At 60.4% G+C, this 13,908-nt stretch carries 15 protein-coding genes; 5 read left to right on the top strand and 10 right to left on the bottom strand.

Features of this window, described 5'->3' with window-relative positions; all coding sequences use genetic code 11:
- Positions 1 to 18 precede the first annotated feature (18 nt).
- The 7 genes from mnhG to AC061P_RS00780 form a co-directional block, all read right to left on the bottom strand.
- On the bottom strand, positions 19 to 432 hold the full coding sequence (gene mnhG, locus AC061P_RS00810) for a monovalent cation/H(+) antiporter subunit G (RefSeq protein ID WP_480391567.1): 414 nt from the start codon (positions 430 to 432) through the stop codon (positions 19 to 21).
- A complete protein-coding gene (locus AC061P_RS00805) occupies positions 422 to 769 on the bottom strand; it encodes an MrpF/PhaF family protein (protein WP_449648022.1) in 348 nt (115 codons plus the stop codon). Before AC061P_RS00805 ends, mnhG begins: the two co-directional genes overlap by 11 nt.
- Complete coding sequence (locus AC061P_RS00800) at positions 766 to 1,404, bottom strand: Na+/H+ antiporter subunit E (RefSeq protein ID WP_480391566.1); 639 nt, start codon at positions 1,402 to 1,404, stop codon at positions 766 to 768. The genes AC061P_RS00805 and AC061P_RS00800 overlap by 4 nt, the downstream gene beginning before the upstream one ends.
- On the bottom strand, positions 1,397 to 2,959 hold the full coding sequence (locus tag AC061P_RS00795) for a Na+/H+ antiporter subunit D (RefSeq protein ID WP_480391565.1): 1,563 nt from the start codon (positions 2,957 to 2,959) through the stop codon (positions 1,397 to 1,399). Before AC061P_RS00795 ends, AC061P_RS00800 begins: the two co-directional genes overlap by 8 nt.
- On the bottom strand, positions 2,956 to 3,465 hold the full coding sequence (locus AC061P_RS00790) for a Na(+)/H(+) antiporter subunit C (RefSeq protein WP_480391564.1): 510 nt from the start codon (positions 3,463 to 3,465) through the stop codon (positions 2,956 to 2,958). The genes AC061P_RS00795 and AC061P_RS00790 overlap by 4 nt, the downstream gene beginning before the upstream one ends.
- Positions 3,462 to 6,383 carry a Na+/H+ antiporter subunit A gene (locus tag AC061P_RS00785; RefSeq protein ID WP_480391563.1) on the bottom strand — a complete coding sequence of 974 codons (2,922 nt, stop codon included), beginning with the start codon at positions 6,381 to 6,383 and terminating at the stop codon, positions 3,462 to 3,464. The genes AC061P_RS00790 and AC061P_RS00785 overlap by 4 nt, the downstream gene beginning before the upstream one ends.
- A gap of 159 nt (positions 6,384 to 6,542) precedes the next feature.
- Positions 6,543 to 7,721, bottom strand: a complete 1,179-nt coding sequence (locus AC061P_RS00780; protein WP_449648017.1) for a low temperature requirement protein A — start codon at positions 7,719 to 7,721, stop codon at positions 6,543 to 6,545.
- Positions 7,722 to 7,796: 75 nt separating this feature from the next.
- Between AC061P_RS00780 and AC061P_RS00775 the strand changes: the two genes are divergently transcribed.
- A complete protein-coding gene (locus tag AC061P_RS00775) occupies positions 7,797 to 8,234 on the top strand; it encodes a nitroreductase/quinone reductase family protein (protein ID WP_449648016.1) in 438 nt (145 codons plus the stop codon).
- Positions 8,235 to 8,285: 51 nt separating this feature from the next.
- Here the strand turns inward: AC061P_RS00775 and AC061P_RS00770 are convergent, their stop codons facing one another.
- Together AC061P_RS00770 and AC061P_RS00765 are read right to left on the bottom strand one after the other, a co-directional pair.
- Complete coding sequence (locus AC061P_RS00770) at positions 8,286 to 8,507, bottom strand: helix-turn-helix transcriptional regulator (protein WP_449648015.1); 222 nt, start codon at positions 8,505 to 8,507, stop codon at positions 8,286 to 8,288.
- Positions 8,507 to 8,941, bottom strand: coding sequence for a hypothetical protein (locus AC061P_RS00765; protein WP_449648014.1), 435 nt, complete (start codon positions 8,939 to 8,941; stop codon positions 8,507 to 8,509). Before AC061P_RS00765 ends, AC061P_RS00770 begins: the two co-directional genes overlap by 1 nt.
- Before the next feature lie 94 nt (positions 8,942 to 9,035).
- Here AC061P_RS00765 and AC061P_RS00760 point away from each other — a divergent pair, with 94 nt between their 5' ends.
- Positions 9,036 to 9,779 (top strand): DUF4386 domain-containing protein, encoded by a 744-nt coding sequence (locus AC061P_RS00760; RefSeq protein WP_449648013.1) that lies wholly within the window; start codon positions 9,036 to 9,038, stop codon positions 9,777 to 9,779.
- Positions 9,780 to 9,881: 102 nt separating this feature from the next.
- Here the strand turns inward: AC061P_RS00760 and ddaH are convergent, their stop codons facing one another.
- Positions 9,882 to 10,718 carry a dimethylargininase gene (gene ddaH, locus AC061P_RS00755; RefSeq protein WP_449648012.1) on the bottom strand — a complete coding sequence of 279 codons (837 nt, stop codon included), beginning with the start codon at positions 10,716 to 10,718 and terminating at the stop codon, positions 9,882 to 9,884.
- A 103-nt stretch (positions 10,719 to 10,821) separates the two neighbouring features.
- Between ddaH and AC061P_RS00750 the strand changes: the two genes are divergently transcribed.
- The 3 genes from AC061P_RS00750 to AC061P_RS00740 all read left to right on the top strand — a co-directional run bounded on the left by AC061P_RS00750 (position 10,822) and on the right by AC061P_RS00740 (position 13,893).
- Complete coding sequence (locus tag AC061P_RS00750; protein WP_449648011.1) at positions 10,822 to 11,259, top strand: Lrp/AsnC family transcriptional regulator; 438 nt, start codon at positions 10,822 to 10,824, stop codon at positions 11,257 to 11,259.
- A gap of 194 nt (positions 11,260 to 11,453) precedes the next feature.
- The gene (locus AC061P_RS00745) at positions 11,454 to 12,698 is read left to right on the top strand and encodes an ABC transporter ATP-binding protein (protein WP_449648010.1); all 1,245 of its coding nucleotides are present in this window, start codon (positions 11,454 to 11,456) and stop codon (positions 12,696 to 12,698) included.
- 13 nt (positions 12,699 to 12,711) lie between these two features.
- A complete protein-coding gene (locus tag AC061P_RS00740) occupies positions 12,712 to 13,893 on the top strand; it encodes a polyamine ABC transporter substrate-binding protein (RefSeq protein ID WP_449648009.1) in 1,182 nt (393 codons plus the stop codon).
- Positions 13,894 to 13,908 lie beyond the last annotated feature (15 nt).

Raw genomic sequence — 13,908 nt, 5'->3', positions numbered from 1 at the left:
ATCAGAGGATTGTTGTGCTCAACGATCGCGAGCTGCACCCGATGGGGGTGGTGTCGGTGCTTCCTGACCGGATGACTCCTCGTCGTTCGCCTGCTCAATCGCGGCGGCGAGCTCATCCTTGTACATCAGGTCCTTCCTGAAGTTGCCCATACGGTACGCGGCCCGCGCGACAATATGGGCCGAGATCGGCACAGTGATCAATTGGAACACGATAACGGGGATCAGCATCAAGAGAACTGACCAACTGCGTGCCGACAGCGCGAGTGCGATAACCACCAGAACGAGGCCGAGCACTTGGGGCTTGGTTGAGGCGTGCAACCTGCTCGGGGCATCGGGGAAGCGTACGAGTCCGACACCAGCGGCGAGGGTGAGGATGCCACCAAACAGGAGCAAAATTGCCGCGATCAGGTCGGGGACGGTATCAGTCGTCATCGGAGCCCTCCCCGTGCGCAGCCGAAGCCGTGGAGGTGCCGATCGCGTTTGCCGCAATCCGGGCAGACGAATCGCTGGCGTCTTGCTTCGAAACGTAGCGGGAGACGGCGATCGTCGCAAAAATCGCGGTCGCCGCGAGGGCGAGCACGACCGGAATGGTGCGCGTATGGCCGTTGATCACCATGTCGGCTCCCACCGCCAGCATGAGTGTCGTTAGCAGAACGTCGGATGCGATCATCCGGTCGAGAATTGTGGGCCCCCGAAGCACGCGGTACAGGGCTAGCAGCGCGCCAATGGCAAACAGCGCTACGGCCACCCCCTGAAGTATGGGAATCATCGCGAACCTCCCGCTCGGTCGCTCGACGGGCTCGAGTGTCGTTCGCGCTCGTCGAGGGCGGCGACCGTTCTGCAATTGGAGACATCCTCCGGGGATCCGAGCGCCCGCACGAGGGAGCGCTCGAAAGAATGGACGGAACGTCGCAGTGCGTTCACTGCCACCTCATCCGTGGTGTTGAGAGCGTGCAGGTACAACACGGATTGTTGACGATCCACCTCAAGGACTAAGGAGCCGGGAATAAGCGTGACCGAGATCGCGGTGAGGGTCATGATGATGTCGGAGCGCGTCACCAGTTGCACCGCAATGACCGAGTTGCCCGTAACCCCGCTCGGGGAGAACGCCTGCCACGCAACGTTGACCGAACCGACAACGAGTTCGCCCAGAAAGCGAACCAGATAAACGGCGAACCAGAACGGGTTGAAGCGACCGGAGAGCTGCACGGGCGGCAAGTAGAGCACGGTCGTCACAACGAGTGCGATCACGACCCCGCTCGTCACGCTGAGCACGCTGACGGTCCCCCAGAGCAGCATCCAGAGGGCAACGAGCACGAGGATCAGCGGCAGCTGTTGCCAGAGTCGCCAGCGAAGCTGCCGTTTCGTCAGCGGATCACTCGTCTCGGGTGCAGAATCACTCATTGTCACCGCCCGGGAAAACAATGCCAATATACGTGCGCGGCCCTTGCAGGTTCTGGCCTGCACGGTCGCTGTAGCTATAGAGCGGCCCAGCGAAAACAGTGAGTGCAAGGCTGACCAGCACCATAATGCCGGTCGCCACCACCATCAGCGTTGGCGCTCGCCGGGCAGCGCGTACCTTCGTTGAACCCGGCGCTTCGGAGACGTTATCGAGTAGTGGCGATTCGTACCCCTGAACGTCTTTCACCGGCCTCCAGAAAGCCATATTCCACACCCGCGCGAGGGCATAAAGTGTGAGGAGCGAGACGAGGGCCCCGCCCGCGATGAGCACATAACCGAGAGGTGTGCCCTGCTGTGCCGTCGCCTCGAAGAGCCCGAGCTTGCCAATAAATCCGGAGAAGGGTGGGATGCCCCCGAGGTTGAGTGCGGGCACAAGGAACATCACGGCCACCAGCGGCGCGGCCTTCAGCAGGCCACCTAACTTCGTAATGGATGTCGTGCCGCCGATGCGTTCGATGAGTCCAGCACCGAGGAACAGGGTCGTCTGCACGATGATGTGATGCACGATGTAGTAGATCGCCGCAGCGGTTCCGGCCGCGGTCCCCAGCGATATCCCGAGGATCATGTAACCGATGTGGCTAACGAGGGTGAACGAGAGCAGTCGTTTGATATCCGCCTGCGCGACCGCTCCGAGCACGCCAACAACCATCGTGAGCAGCGCAACGACCATGAGTGCTGTGTTGAGTTCTGGGCCGGGGAACATGATTGTCTCGGTGCGGATGATCGCGTAAACACCCACCTTCGTGAGAAGGCCCGCGAACACAGCGGTCACCGGTGCCGGAGCCGTCGGGTAGGAGTCGGGAAGCCAGAACGACAGCGGGAAGATGGCCGCTTTGATACCGAAAGCGATGAGAAGCATCACATGCAGCACAATCTGCACATCGAGCGGAATCTGCTCCATCCGTAGTGAGATTTGCGCAATATTGACGGTGCCCACTGCGCCGTAAATCATCGCAATAGCGGCCAAGAAGAAGAACGACGATACAAGGCTGACCACTACGTAGGTGGTTCCAGCTCGGATGCGTTCCTGCGTTCCCCCGAGAGTGATCAGCACATAGCTGGCGACTAGGAGAATCTCGAAGCCGACGTACAGATTGAAAAGGTCCCCGGCGATGAAGGCATTGAAAACGCCGGCCGCAAGAATCAGGTAGGTCGGATAGTAGATCGACACGGGGGTTTCGTTGTCACTGTCAGCGAGACCCTGGCCGAGGGAGAAGACGAGCACTGCGAGCAACACGATCGCGGACACGACAACCATCAGCGCCGAAAGGCGGTCAACGACGAGCACAATGCCGAAAGGGCTCGCCCAGCCGCCAACCTCCATCGCGAGCGATCGTTCAGCGTCTACCACCGAAATGAGAACGATGCCGATAGCGAGCACAACGACGAGGGCGCCAATAGCGATGACACGCTGTGCCTTGGGTCGTTTGCCGAGGATGAGAGTCAGCGCAGCACTCGCGAGCGGGATCAAGACGACGAGAGGAACGAGGGCGTTCATGAGTCACCCCGATCTGTCGTTATTGTCAACTGTTCTATCTCAACGGCCGCTGCCTGCGCATCCGCTTCTTCAATATCGCGCATCTCTGCGCCATCGTCGTCAGCATCGCTGCCGGAGGTTGCGTCTGCGGGGTTCTCCCCCGGAACGCCGAGGCTCGTGCGGAGCGCGATATCTTCCTCGTCGTCTTGGAGGGTGTCACCCTGCGCGAGTCGCCAGGCCCGGTAGATGAGCGCAAGCAAGAACGCCGACACCCCGAAGGTAATGACGATGGCCGTGAGAATAAGGGCCTGAGGCAGAGGGTCAGTCATGTCTTCGGCGGGGATTCCGCCTCCGACGATCGGTGCGACGCCCCCCTTGCCCGCCATGATGAGCAGAAGCAGGTTGGTGGCGTTGCCGACGAGCAGGAACCCGAGCAGCACCCTAGTGACGCTGCGCTCGAGCATGAGAGAGATCCCGCACGCGTACAGCACCGCCATGACAATGATGGGGATGAGTGCAATCGTCACGAGGGCACCCCCTCTGAGTCGCTGTCGCGCTTCGCTGTCGTGCCGACATTGTCTTCCTCATATTGCCGGTCAACCTCTGCCCCGAGGCTGCGCAGCACGTCGAGAACGAGTCCAATGACGACAAGATACACACCGATATCAAAAATGGTGGATGTCACGAACTCGACATGACCAAAGATGCCGAATTCACCTTCGAACAGGGTCGAGGAGAGCGCGTCACGACCAAATAGCAGTGGTGCGATCGCCGTTCCGACGGCGAGGACGAGGCCAGCACCGAGAACTTTGCCAGCGTCCAAGGGTGCGGCAGCACCGAGTTCGTATCTACCCCCGGCGAGGAATCGAGCCACCAGTGCCATGCCGGCGACGATTCCCCCGGCGAAGCCTCCTCCTGGCGCGTTGTGGCCGGAAAGAAGCAGGTAGATCGAGAGCACGATGATGGAGTGGAACAGCAGCCGCACGACCACCTCGAGGAGAATTGAACGGTTGAGAGCAGCGAGCGCCCCACCGGCGAGCAACCACGAGCCACGATTGTCATTGCTAGGATCGCTGGCGTTTCGCAGTGTGGCGCGTCCGGTCAGTTGAGCTTCCCGCCGCCCAACTTTCGGAAGATTGTCGACACCTCGACCACTGATGAATACGAGGCTTGCCACCCCCGTCGCGGCGGCGATGATGACTGAGAGTTCTCCCATCGTGTCCCACCCCCGGATATCGACGAGTGCGACGTTGACCACATTGCGTCCATGGCCTTCGTTGAAGGCGAGGGCTGGCCACTCGAGCGAGATGGGGAGTTGAGTTCTGACCCCGGTGGCGACGAAAGCAACAACGCCCATGATCGTTCCGACGGCAACACCGATAGTTATCCGGAGACCACGTTTCGCAGAACCGTGGGCGGTGCCGAGCCTGGCCGGCAATCGTCGCAAAACGAGGACGAAAGCGATGAGGGTGACGATTTCAACGAGCACCTGGGTAAGCGCGAGGTCGGGGGCGCCCTGCAGCGCGAAGAGTGCCGCCATCCCCATACCGGTCACTCCAACAAGCACCGCCGCCTGGAACCGTTTCTTCGCTCGCGTCACGGCAATCGCCGCAATCACCATGATGAGGCCGATGACGGCCTGCACGGGGTAATCCCAGAGCCGGAGAGACCCGGTCCAGGTGCGGTTGAATGCAAGCGAAGCGCCCACGGCAAGGACAAATACGGCCAGAATGATGCCCAGATAGAAGGGCAGGGAGCCGCGCTGGGTCAGCCCGGTTGTGCGTGCCGCGGTGCGATCGATCGCACGCATGACGGCGTTGTACCCAGCGGATGCCGAGTAGCCGGTCGCGATGCGCTTTTGCAGGCCAGCGACCCGGATTCGGGCGAAAAACAGTGCTGCACCTGCCACTAGCGTGAATGCCGAGAAGGCCAAAGCTGGCTCAAATCCGTGCCACAGAGCGAGATGGTATGTCTCGGCGCTTCCCGCTGTCGGGTATGTCTCGAAGAGCGCCGGATAGCCCGCGATGAAGTGGTCGACGACGGGTGCCGCGAGCCCAAGCACGAGCCCCGTCAGCGCGAGTATGACTGGTGCACCCCAAAACAGCGGACGCTCCTGAACTGGTCCGATTCGTTCGACACCCGGCTTGGTGGCGAAGGCACCCCACATAAACCGAGCGCAATACGCCACCGTTAGCGCCGATGCGAGCACCACGCCAACGAGCGCAACCCACCCGAGGGCGTCACCGCTCTCGGCATCGGTGAGGAGAGCAGTGAATGCCGCCTCTTTCGCGACGTAGCCGATCGTCGGTGGAAGCCCGACCATTGATGCGAGCGCGAGCGCACTTATGACAGCAAGAACGGGGGCGCGCCGGCCGAGGCCAGAGAGCTTGCGCAGGTCGCGGGTTCCGGTGCGGTGGTCGATGATCCCAATGGCCAGAAACAGGGTGGATTTATAGAGAGCATGGGCGAGGAGCAGGGCGATACCAGCGAGAGCGGCATCCTGTGTTCCGTATCCAACGATGACGAAAAGGAAGCCAAGCTGGCTAACGGTGCTCCAGGCGAGGACGAGTTTGAGGTCGTTCTGTTTGAGTGCATTCCACCCGCCAAGCAGCATTGTCGTGAGGCCGAGTATGACGATGACTTCGCGCCAGCCAGGTGTCTCTGCAAATCCTGGGGCGAACCGCGCAACCAGATAGATACCTGCCTTGACCATGGCCGCAGCGTGCAGGTAGGCGCTCACTGGGGTCGGTGCCGCCATCGCTGCTGGCAGCCAGAACTGGAACGGCACGATAGCCGATTTGGATGCTGCGCCCACGAGCACAAGCATGATCGCGACAGTGGCGATGGTGCCAGACGGGCTCTCAGCGATGATCCCGGAAAGGCTAGATGTGCCCGTCTCCACCGAGAGCAGCACGAGACCCACGAGCATCACGAGCCCACCGAGGGTGGTGACCAGCAGGGCTTGGAGGGCCGCCCCTCTACTGGCCCTATTGCCGGTGTAGTGGCCGATCAGAAGGTAGGAGAGCACGCTCGTCGCCTCCCAAAAGACGAAGAGTAGGTACACGTCGTCGGCGAGCACCAGTCCATACATCGCCCCAGCGAACGCGAGCAGTAGGCCCGCAAATCGGCCGAGGGCGACTTCGTCGTTTTCGAAGTACCGTGCACCGTAGATGAGCACGAGGGCGCCAACTCCGGTTACGACGAGGGTGAGCAGCCACGAGAGCGTATCCATGCGCATCGAGATTGAGAGACCGAGTTCGGGGATCCAGTCAACGTTCTGCGCGATAGTTGCGCCGGCAACAACGCGCGGCCCGTCTACGAGCGCTGCAACGAAGGCGGCGAGCGGCACGAGCGCTGCAACGAAAAACACTTGGCGACCGAGCCAGCGCGTGAGGGTCGGCATGAGAACCGCCCCGGCACCGAAAGCTGCGAGGAGAGCGAGCATCGGGCCTCCACGGCATTGATCGGTCGTTCAGAACGGCTCCGGCGGCGGAGCAACCGGGCGGAAAGAGAAGGCAACAACCCACACATTGCCCACCCCTATTCTAAGGGGGAGGCTCACAGATTGGCGGGCTCCCGCAATGGTTGCGATCATGCAAAGACTTCACTCAGGGGTGCTGGTCATCCGCTGACCCTCGGCGAAAAGAGTCACAACAAGCAAAAGCACGGCAACGCCGGTAATCGCGACAACTACACCGATGGCGCCGAGCACTGTCGCCGAGAAAGGTAGTGCCAGGATGACCGTGATCGCACCGACCGATGCCGACCGAGGAATGGAGACGCGCTCCACCATGGGTGCATGAACGAGCCACAACAGAAGGATGATTACAGCACCAGGAATTGCCAGTGAGAATCCCACCACGAGCCCGCTCGACTCCACTTTTCCGTTGATGCTGCGAACGGCAACCTCGAGTCCTGCGCCTACCGCTGCCAGTGCCGCATAGAGAAAGTAGTGGCCATAGCTCCACAGGTGGGATCGTTCTCGACGACTCACGAGGCCTTCTGCTGCGGGTTCCGAGAAATAGAGCCACCAGAGGGTGAAGAGCAACACGAGCCCGGCGATCGCGGCTGTCAACAACTCCGGGGAGAGTGCACTCTTCAGCGACTCCTGCACAGCAACCGTCACGGCCAAAACACTTTCACCGAGCAGGATGATCGTGAACAGGCCATAGCGTTCCGCAACATGGTGTGGATGCCACGACAACTGTGAAGCCCGATCAGCCCACGGAGAGACGCACAGTTCACCAATCGCGAGAATGACAAAACTCGCAACAGCAAACTCGTCTGGCAATAAAAGCCGAAACAGCCATCCAATCTGGAGAACGGCAATGCCGGTGGCGTAGCGTGCAGCCGTTGCTCGAGTCTCCGGGTCGTCCTTAATCGCACGCAGCAACGTTCCGAGCAGTCCTAGGCGCATCACCAGGTAACCAATAGTGATCGCAGTGAAGTTGCCATCCTCGAACGCACTCGGCACCCCGGCGGCGAGCACAAGCACCCCACCCATCTGCACCATCGTGAAGAGTCGATACAGGGTGTCATCGGTGTCATAGGCCGACGCCAACCACGTGAACTGATTCCAGGCCCACCAGATGGCAAAGAACACCATGAGGAACGGCACGATCGCCTCCCCCGCATGGCCCACCTCGATCGCGTGCGTCAGCTGTTTCACGAGTGACGCGATCGAGACCACGAAGGTGAGGTCGAACAGCAGTTCTAGCGGTGTTGAGGCACGGTGTTGTTCCTCAATGTCACGGGCGCGCATCCGAACTCGAAGAGCATTCATGACTGTGACTGTAGCGAAATGCTTCGTCACCGAGCAGACTGCAGAACAACTGGGTCAGTGCGAGACAATGGGTCAATGCGAAGCCAACGATCCAGCGATGTCCTCATGAAGCTCATGAACGGTGTGCACCGTGCGGCACTCGCGATCTCTGGTGGTCGCCTCGGCTGGACCCTCGGCAGCATGCCCGCACTTGAATTGCACACCACGGGGCGGGTATCGGGCGCGCAACGGTCGACCATGCTCACAGCTCCCGTGCATGGCGACGGACGCTGGATCATCGTGGCGTCAAAGGGCGGCGACGATCGTGACCCGCTCTGGTACCGCAATCTGCAGGCGACTCCGGATGCCGCAATCACCGTTCGTGGACGCACAGTGAATGTGCACACCCATACCGCCAGCCCCGCCGAAAAGGCAGAACTGTGGCCGCAGATTGTGGCAGCGAATTCGCGGTATGCGGAGTATCAGACCAAGACGACGCGCGACATCCCCGTGGTGATCTGCGAAGAGTACTGAAGACGCAGCTCAGCGCCTCGCGGCACCGCAGCTCGCTGGCGGCGACCCTCGCTATTCGGCGTCTGCCGGGTAATGAAATACATCGTCGAGCCCGGAGTCAAAGATGCGCGAAATCTGAAATGCCAGTTCGAGCGTTGGCGAATACTTGCCCTGCTCGATCGCGATGAGCGTCTGACGCGTCACCCCGATGCGGCGGGCGAGTTCGGCCTGCGTCAGCCCTTTTGCTTCACGAAGAGCCCGGATGTTGTTGGCGACTTTGGTCGGTTTGACCATCAGGCGAGTCCGCGGCGGTAGGCAATCACTGAGGCAATGCCGCCGACAATGGCGGACAGCGCGAAGCCGAGGAACATCGTATTCGCGATCCAGAAAGTGTCTGCTTCGAAGGCGCACAGGACGATAACCCCGAGTCCGCCGATCACCATGAAGGATTGGCCGACGCGATCACCCATGCGCGAAATGTCGCGGTCGCGTTGGTCAGATTTTCCTACGCCGTCTGGGTCAAACATTCCAGCAATGATGCCCCACAGCACGCTAATGACGATCGTGGCCACGATGCTGATGCCGATGGTCCAGGCCATGATGGGCCACCACTCCACGTCAGTGAGGGGCCCAGCGTTCGCAGTCTGAAGGACTGTGATCACGTAGCCGATCGTGGTGATGAGCGCGACGACGAGTCCCGACCATTTGTTTCGCTCTTCGTAGACCATGCCAACCTCCGGTGTAAATAATTCTTGACATTACGAGTATGCGGGCTTTACCTTCAAGTGTCAATAATCTTTTACATCAATTTCGGAGGAAGAAATGCTCTCACTCACCCGCACCGCCAGACTCACGGGCGCCGCCTACTTCGGCCTTGCCCTCACCGGACTGCTCGGCTACCTGGTGATTCGGCCACAATTACAGACCGCGGATGACCCAGCTGCAACGGTCGCGAACATTCTAGAGAACAGCGCGCTCGCCCACCTCAGCGTCGGCCTCGAACTGCTCGTCGTGATCACCCAGGCACTCGCAGCACTCGGCTTCTACGCCATCTTCCGAAACGAGCGCCCAGTTACCGCCTACGGTGTCGCCACCTTCGGAATGATGAATGCCGCAGCGATTCTGGTGAGCGCCGCGATGCTGTCAAGCGCAGTCAGCGTCGCCACCACCCCGGGACTCGCTCCCGCCGGTGACGCCGCCGGAACCGTCGCGCTGCTGTACTCACTCTCCGACTCGCTCTGGGCGGCCGGGGGCATCTTCTTCGGGCTGTGGCTGATCCCGATGGGCTGGTTCATGATCTCCACGAAACGGATGCCGCGCATCCTTGGCATCATCCTCATCGTCGGCGGAATCGGCTACGTGCTCAGCACCGTGCTCGCCGCCGCAATCGACACTTTCCCGACCGTCATCGCCGATGTGCTCGTGCTCCCGGCGACAGTCGGCGAACTGTGGACCGTCGGATACCTGCTCATTCGAGGCATCCGCCCGGCACAGAAGTCAGAGACGACGCCGGCGACGGCAGCGACGGCAATGTCAACGAAAACGACAGCCGCTACGCCCCGCTAGCGAAAACACGAATGGCCCGCGCTCGACGCGCAGGCCATTCGTTCTGTTCAGTGCGCCAAGCGCATCTCGCCGTTTAGCGGCGAAGTCAGAGGTACCGTGCCGCTAGCGGCGAAGTTCTAGGGTGCAGCATTTGACGCCGCCACCACCCAGCAGCAGCTCCGACAGGTCGACCCCGATGGGGTTGTAGCCGCGCTCTTTGAGTTGACGCTCGAAGTCTTTGGCGCGGGCGGCGATGACGACGTTGTAGCCGTCGCTGTAGGAGTTGAGTCCGAGCACTGCCGCATCCTCTTCAGTGGCGAGGATGGCGTCGGGATACAGCGCACGGAGTTTCTCGAGGGAGGGCTCATCGAAGGCGCTCTCCAAGTAGGCGATGTTGGTCTCGTCAAGCTTCGCAATCGCAGTGTCTACGTGGTAGAAGCTGGGGTTAATGAGGTTGAGGGAGACAACGTTGCGGCCGGAGATTTCAGCGAGTTCTCGGTGGCTTTCGACTGAGGTGCGGAAGCCCATACCTGCAAGGATGTTGTCGCCGACAAGGAGGAAGTCGCCCTCACCCTCATTAACGTTCTCGGGGGAAGCTACGTCGAAGCCGTTGGCGCCAAACCAGTCCATGTAGGCGGGGCCTTCGGCCTTGCGCTCGTCGTAGGTGAAGAGGGCGCCGTAGGCTTTGCCGTCAATCACGAATCCGCCGTTTGCGGCGTAGACCATGTCGGGCAGGCCGTCGATGGGGTCAATGAGCTCAACGGTGAAGCCAAGGTCAATGTAGGTGTCGTAGAGCGTCTGCCACTGCTTGACAGCGAGGCTGGTGTCTGTGGGATCGTTGGGGTTCATCCACGGGTTGATGCTGTACGTGACCGTAAAGAAGTCGGGACGGCACATCAGCACGGTCTTCGCGGTGGCCTGGCGTGCAGGCGTGGTCGATGAGGTGTCAGTGATCGTCATAGCTCCAGTGTTTCACGCACCTATCCGCAATGTCTCGGCAATATGCGCACTAATTCGGCGCAATGGCTGGTCAACGCACAATATATCGCCGTAGACTGTCCGAATGGACAAGTTGGACGCTGGAATCATCGACATGCTCCGCCTCAACGCCCGTGCGGGCTATGGAGATATCGGTGAAGCTGTAGGACTTTCCGCCTCCGCAGTTAAACGTCGCGTTGACCGGCTCGTCTCTACCGGCGTGATTCGCAGTTTCACCATTCAGGTAGATCCAGCCGTAGACGGCATGGGAACAGAAGCCTATGTTGAACTTTTTTGCCGCGGCAATGTCGCTCCGCACGAACTCAAGCGAATCCTGAGCGCCATCCCCGAAGTGGTGGATGCCGGAACCGTCAGTGGGTCGGCCGACGCTGTCGTTCATATGCGCTCGCGCGACATCCACTCGCTAGAGGTCGCCCTTGAACGCCTGCGAACCGCCACGAACATCGACAACACCCGCAGCTCGATTGTGTTGTCCCGCCTCATTCACCGCCGCTACGAATAACTAAACCGCGACAACCGGCTCGCTGCCCAGCTGCGCGAACCGTGCTGTTTTGCGCAGTTAAAGCCGTCTTTCGCAACGAATTCCGTTCTGTAACACGAACATAACCATGCATACCGTTGCATCTTGCCCCGTTTTCCGATTGACTACATCACTAGTCGTGAATCAGTTTTCACGAACTCGGAGGTGCGTACAACGTGACGGTTTCAGCTCAGAACATCGGGTCCGAAAGCTCAACGGCAGAGAGCACCAACGTCGAAACAGGGAGCACCGAAGAGCCAGAAGGCTCGGTCGTTCTCGAGGGTGTGACCAAGAAGTTTGGCGGCGCAATAGCCGTAGACGACATCAGTCTGCACGTGCGGCCAGGGGAGTTCCTGTCCCTGCTCGGTCCTTCCGGTTGCGGAAAGACCACGACGTTGCGGATGCTCGCCGGCTTTGAAGAGCCAACCGAGGGGCGCATCCGAATTTCTGGTCAGGATGTTGTCGGAATTCCGCCACATAAGCGCAACGTCAACACGGTTTTTCAGGCCTACGCGCTCTTTCCACACATGAGCGTTGCCGAGAATGTGTCTTACGGTCTGCGCCAAAAGGGAATCGCTAAGGCGGAGATCCGCGAGCGCGTCACCGAATCGCTTGACCTCGTGCAAATGCGGTCATTTGCTGACCGAAAACCCACTCAACTGTCTGGTGGCCAGCAACAGCGCATCGCGTTAGCTCGAGCACTGATCAACAATCCTTCCGTGCTGCTGCTCGATGAGCCGCTCGGCGCTCTCGACCGCCAGCTTCGTGAAGAGATGCAGATTGAGCTCAAGCTTCTGCAGTCGCGGCTGGGGATCACTTTTATCTTTGTCACCCACGATCAGGGCGAGGCCCTCTCCATGAGTGACCGCATCGCCATCATGCGCAAAGGCCGCATCGAGCAGTTGGATGACGCGGATTCGATCTACGACAACCCGGCGAGCGCCTACGTTGCCGGCTTCATTGGTCAGCAGAACTTCATCCCGGGAACGGTGTCGACCAATACGGCCGTTATGGAGTCACGCTTTGGAATTCTGAACGCGGCAACCCCTCATCCTGAACTTGATGCGGGGTCCGACGCGCAAGCAGCGGTGCGGCCAGAAGCGGTCACAGTCACTGCAACAAATTCGGCCGGCGCGGAAGTGTCCAGCGCTGCGGTGAACGAGATTGCTGGAGAAGTAATCGGCGTCTCCCATCAGGGTGAGACGCTTCAGTTCTTGATATCGATCGGTCACGGCCAGACGCTCCTCTCGCGCATTCCGCGACCCAACGCCCCTCGACTCGCCGTCGGCGACACCGTCGTCTGCGCTTGGGAGTCGGCGAGCGTTCACCTTTTCCCGAGCGAGCAGGCGACCGAGGCCCAGGCCGACATCGCCCGCGCGGTCTCCAATCCAGCCCCACCCACCAGTTCGATCGCCCTTTAGAAGGAGCAGCCTGATGTCACACGAAACCCCTATTCGCATTCTCGCCTCGACCTCGGCAACCAAGATCATCAAGTCGGAACTCAACCGGCGCCGTTTTCTTGCCCTCTCCGGCACCGCAGCCGGCGCGGCGTTGCTCGCCGCCTGCACCCCGCAATCTGGTGCTGGCTCGTCGCCGCAAGCCAGCGGTGGCGCACTCGAAAGTGGCCTGTCGATCTACAGTTGGGGTGACTACGACGACCCCGACGTGGTCTCCGAGTTCTCAAGCGAACTCGGCCCAACAATCACCTTCGACTCATTTGCTTCCAATGAAGAATTGATTTCCAAGCTCATCGCGGCCCGCGGCACCAGCGGCTACGACATTGTGGTCCCCACCGGCCCATTCATTCCTCAGATGATCGAGAACGGCCTGCTGAGCAAGCTCAACCTTGATCTGATTCCCAACATTGCCGACATGGACCCCGATTTCCTGGGCCGTGATTGGGATCCCAACAACGAGTACTCCATCTGCAAGGCCTGGGGAACCACGGGGTACGTTTACGACAAAACCAAAATCAGTCGTGAGCTCACCACGTGGGCAGACTTCATCGATGCTGCGCAGAACGAAGCCAGCGGTAAGACCTCGGTGCTCGACGACCCCTCCCCCTTGCTGGGCATTTACTACTGGGCCAACGGAATCGACTGGAACACCACCGACGAGGCAAACTTGGCCGCGGCAGAAGAGTTCCTCACCACGCAGCTCGCTCCCCACATTTCGGCCTTCGACTCCTACCCGGGTGGTGCGGCTATTCCTCAAGCGCAGCAGATCCTCATGCAGTCTTGGAACGGTGACGCTCGCATCGGAATCATGGAGAGTGACGAGCCCGACCGCTGGCAGTGGGTGCTCGGCTCCCCCGATACCGAGCTGTGGATGGACAACTGGGCTATCGCGGAGGGCGCGACCAACCCCGAGGCTGCTCACGCTTTCATTAACTATGTGCTCGCGCCCGAGAAGGCCTTGCGCGAGCTTGATTACATCGGGTACCACACCGGTGGTGCCGGCATCGAAGAAGCGGCACGTGCTGCCGATCTGGAAATGCTTGACTTGGTTTTCTTCGATGAAGAACAGGTCAAGACAATGCACACGGGGAAGCTCACCGAAGCACAGCAGCGCATTGTTGAGATCTGGGACAAGACCAAGGCTGCTGCTGGCGCTTAGCCATTGCAGCTAGTC

Source organism: Rhodoglobus sp. G.S.4 (genome assembly GCF_056619605.1).
This window is presented reverse-complemented; position numbering and strand designations above follow the sequence as displayed.

What these genes read in the sequence shown, in the direction of transcription:
- AC061P_RS00795 (WP_480391565.1), bottom strand. Translation starts at nt 2,959, where the DNA reads ATGAACGCCCTCGTTCCTCTCGTCGTCTTGATCCCGCTCGCGAGTGCT.
- AC061P_RS00800 (WP_480391566.1), bottom strand. Translation starts at nt 1,404, where the DNA reads ATGAGTGATTCTGCACCCGAGACGAGTGATCCGCTGACGAAACGGCAG.
- AC061P_RS00780 (WP_449648017.1), bottom strand. Translation starts at nt 7,721, where the DNA reads ATGAATGCTCTTCGAGTTCGGATGCGCGCCCGTGACATTGAGGAACAA.
- AC061P_RS00765 (WP_449648014.1), bottom strand. Translation starts at nt 8,941, where the DNA reads ATGGTCTACGAAGAGCGAAACAAATGGTCGGGACTCGTCGTCGCGCTC.
- AC061P_RS00740 (WP_449648009.1), top strand. Translation starts at nt 12,712, where the DNA reads ATGTCACACGAAACCCCTATTCGCATTCTCGCCTCGACCTCGGCAACC.
- AC061P_RS00760 (WP_449648013.1), top strand. Translation starts at nt 9,036, where the DNA reads ATGCTCTCACTCACCCGCACCGCCAGACTCACGGGCGCCGCCTACTTC.
- AC061P_RS00805 (WP_449648022.1), bottom strand. Translation starts at nt 769, where the DNA reads ATGATTCCCATACTTCAGGGGGTGGCCGTAGCGCTGTTTGCCATTGGC.
- ddaH (WP_449648012.1), bottom strand. Translation starts at nt 10,718, where the DNA reads ATGACGATCACTGACACCTCATCGACCACGCCTGCACGCCAGGCCACC.
- mnhG (WP_480391567.1), bottom strand. Translation starts at nt 432, where the DNA reads ATGACGACTGATACCGTCCCCGACCTGATCGCGGCAATTTTGCTCCTG.
- AC061P_RS00775 (WP_449648016.1), top strand. Translation starts at nt 7,797, where the DNA reads ATGCGAAGCCAACGATCCAGCGATGTCCTCATGAAGCTCATGAACGGT.
- AC061P_RS00785 (WP_480391563.1), bottom strand. Translation starts at nt 6,383, where the DNA reads ATGCTCGCTCTCCTCGCAGCTTTCGGTGCCGGGGCGGTTCTCATGCCG.
- AC061P_RS00770 (WP_449648015.1), bottom strand. Translation starts at nt 8,507, where the DNA reads ATGGTCAAACCGACCAAAGTCGCCAACAACATCCGGGCTCTTCGTGAA.
- AC061P_RS00750 (WP_449648011.1), top strand. Translation starts at nt 10,822, where the DNA reads ATGGACAAGTTGGACGCTGGAATCATCGACATGCTCCGCCTCAACGCC.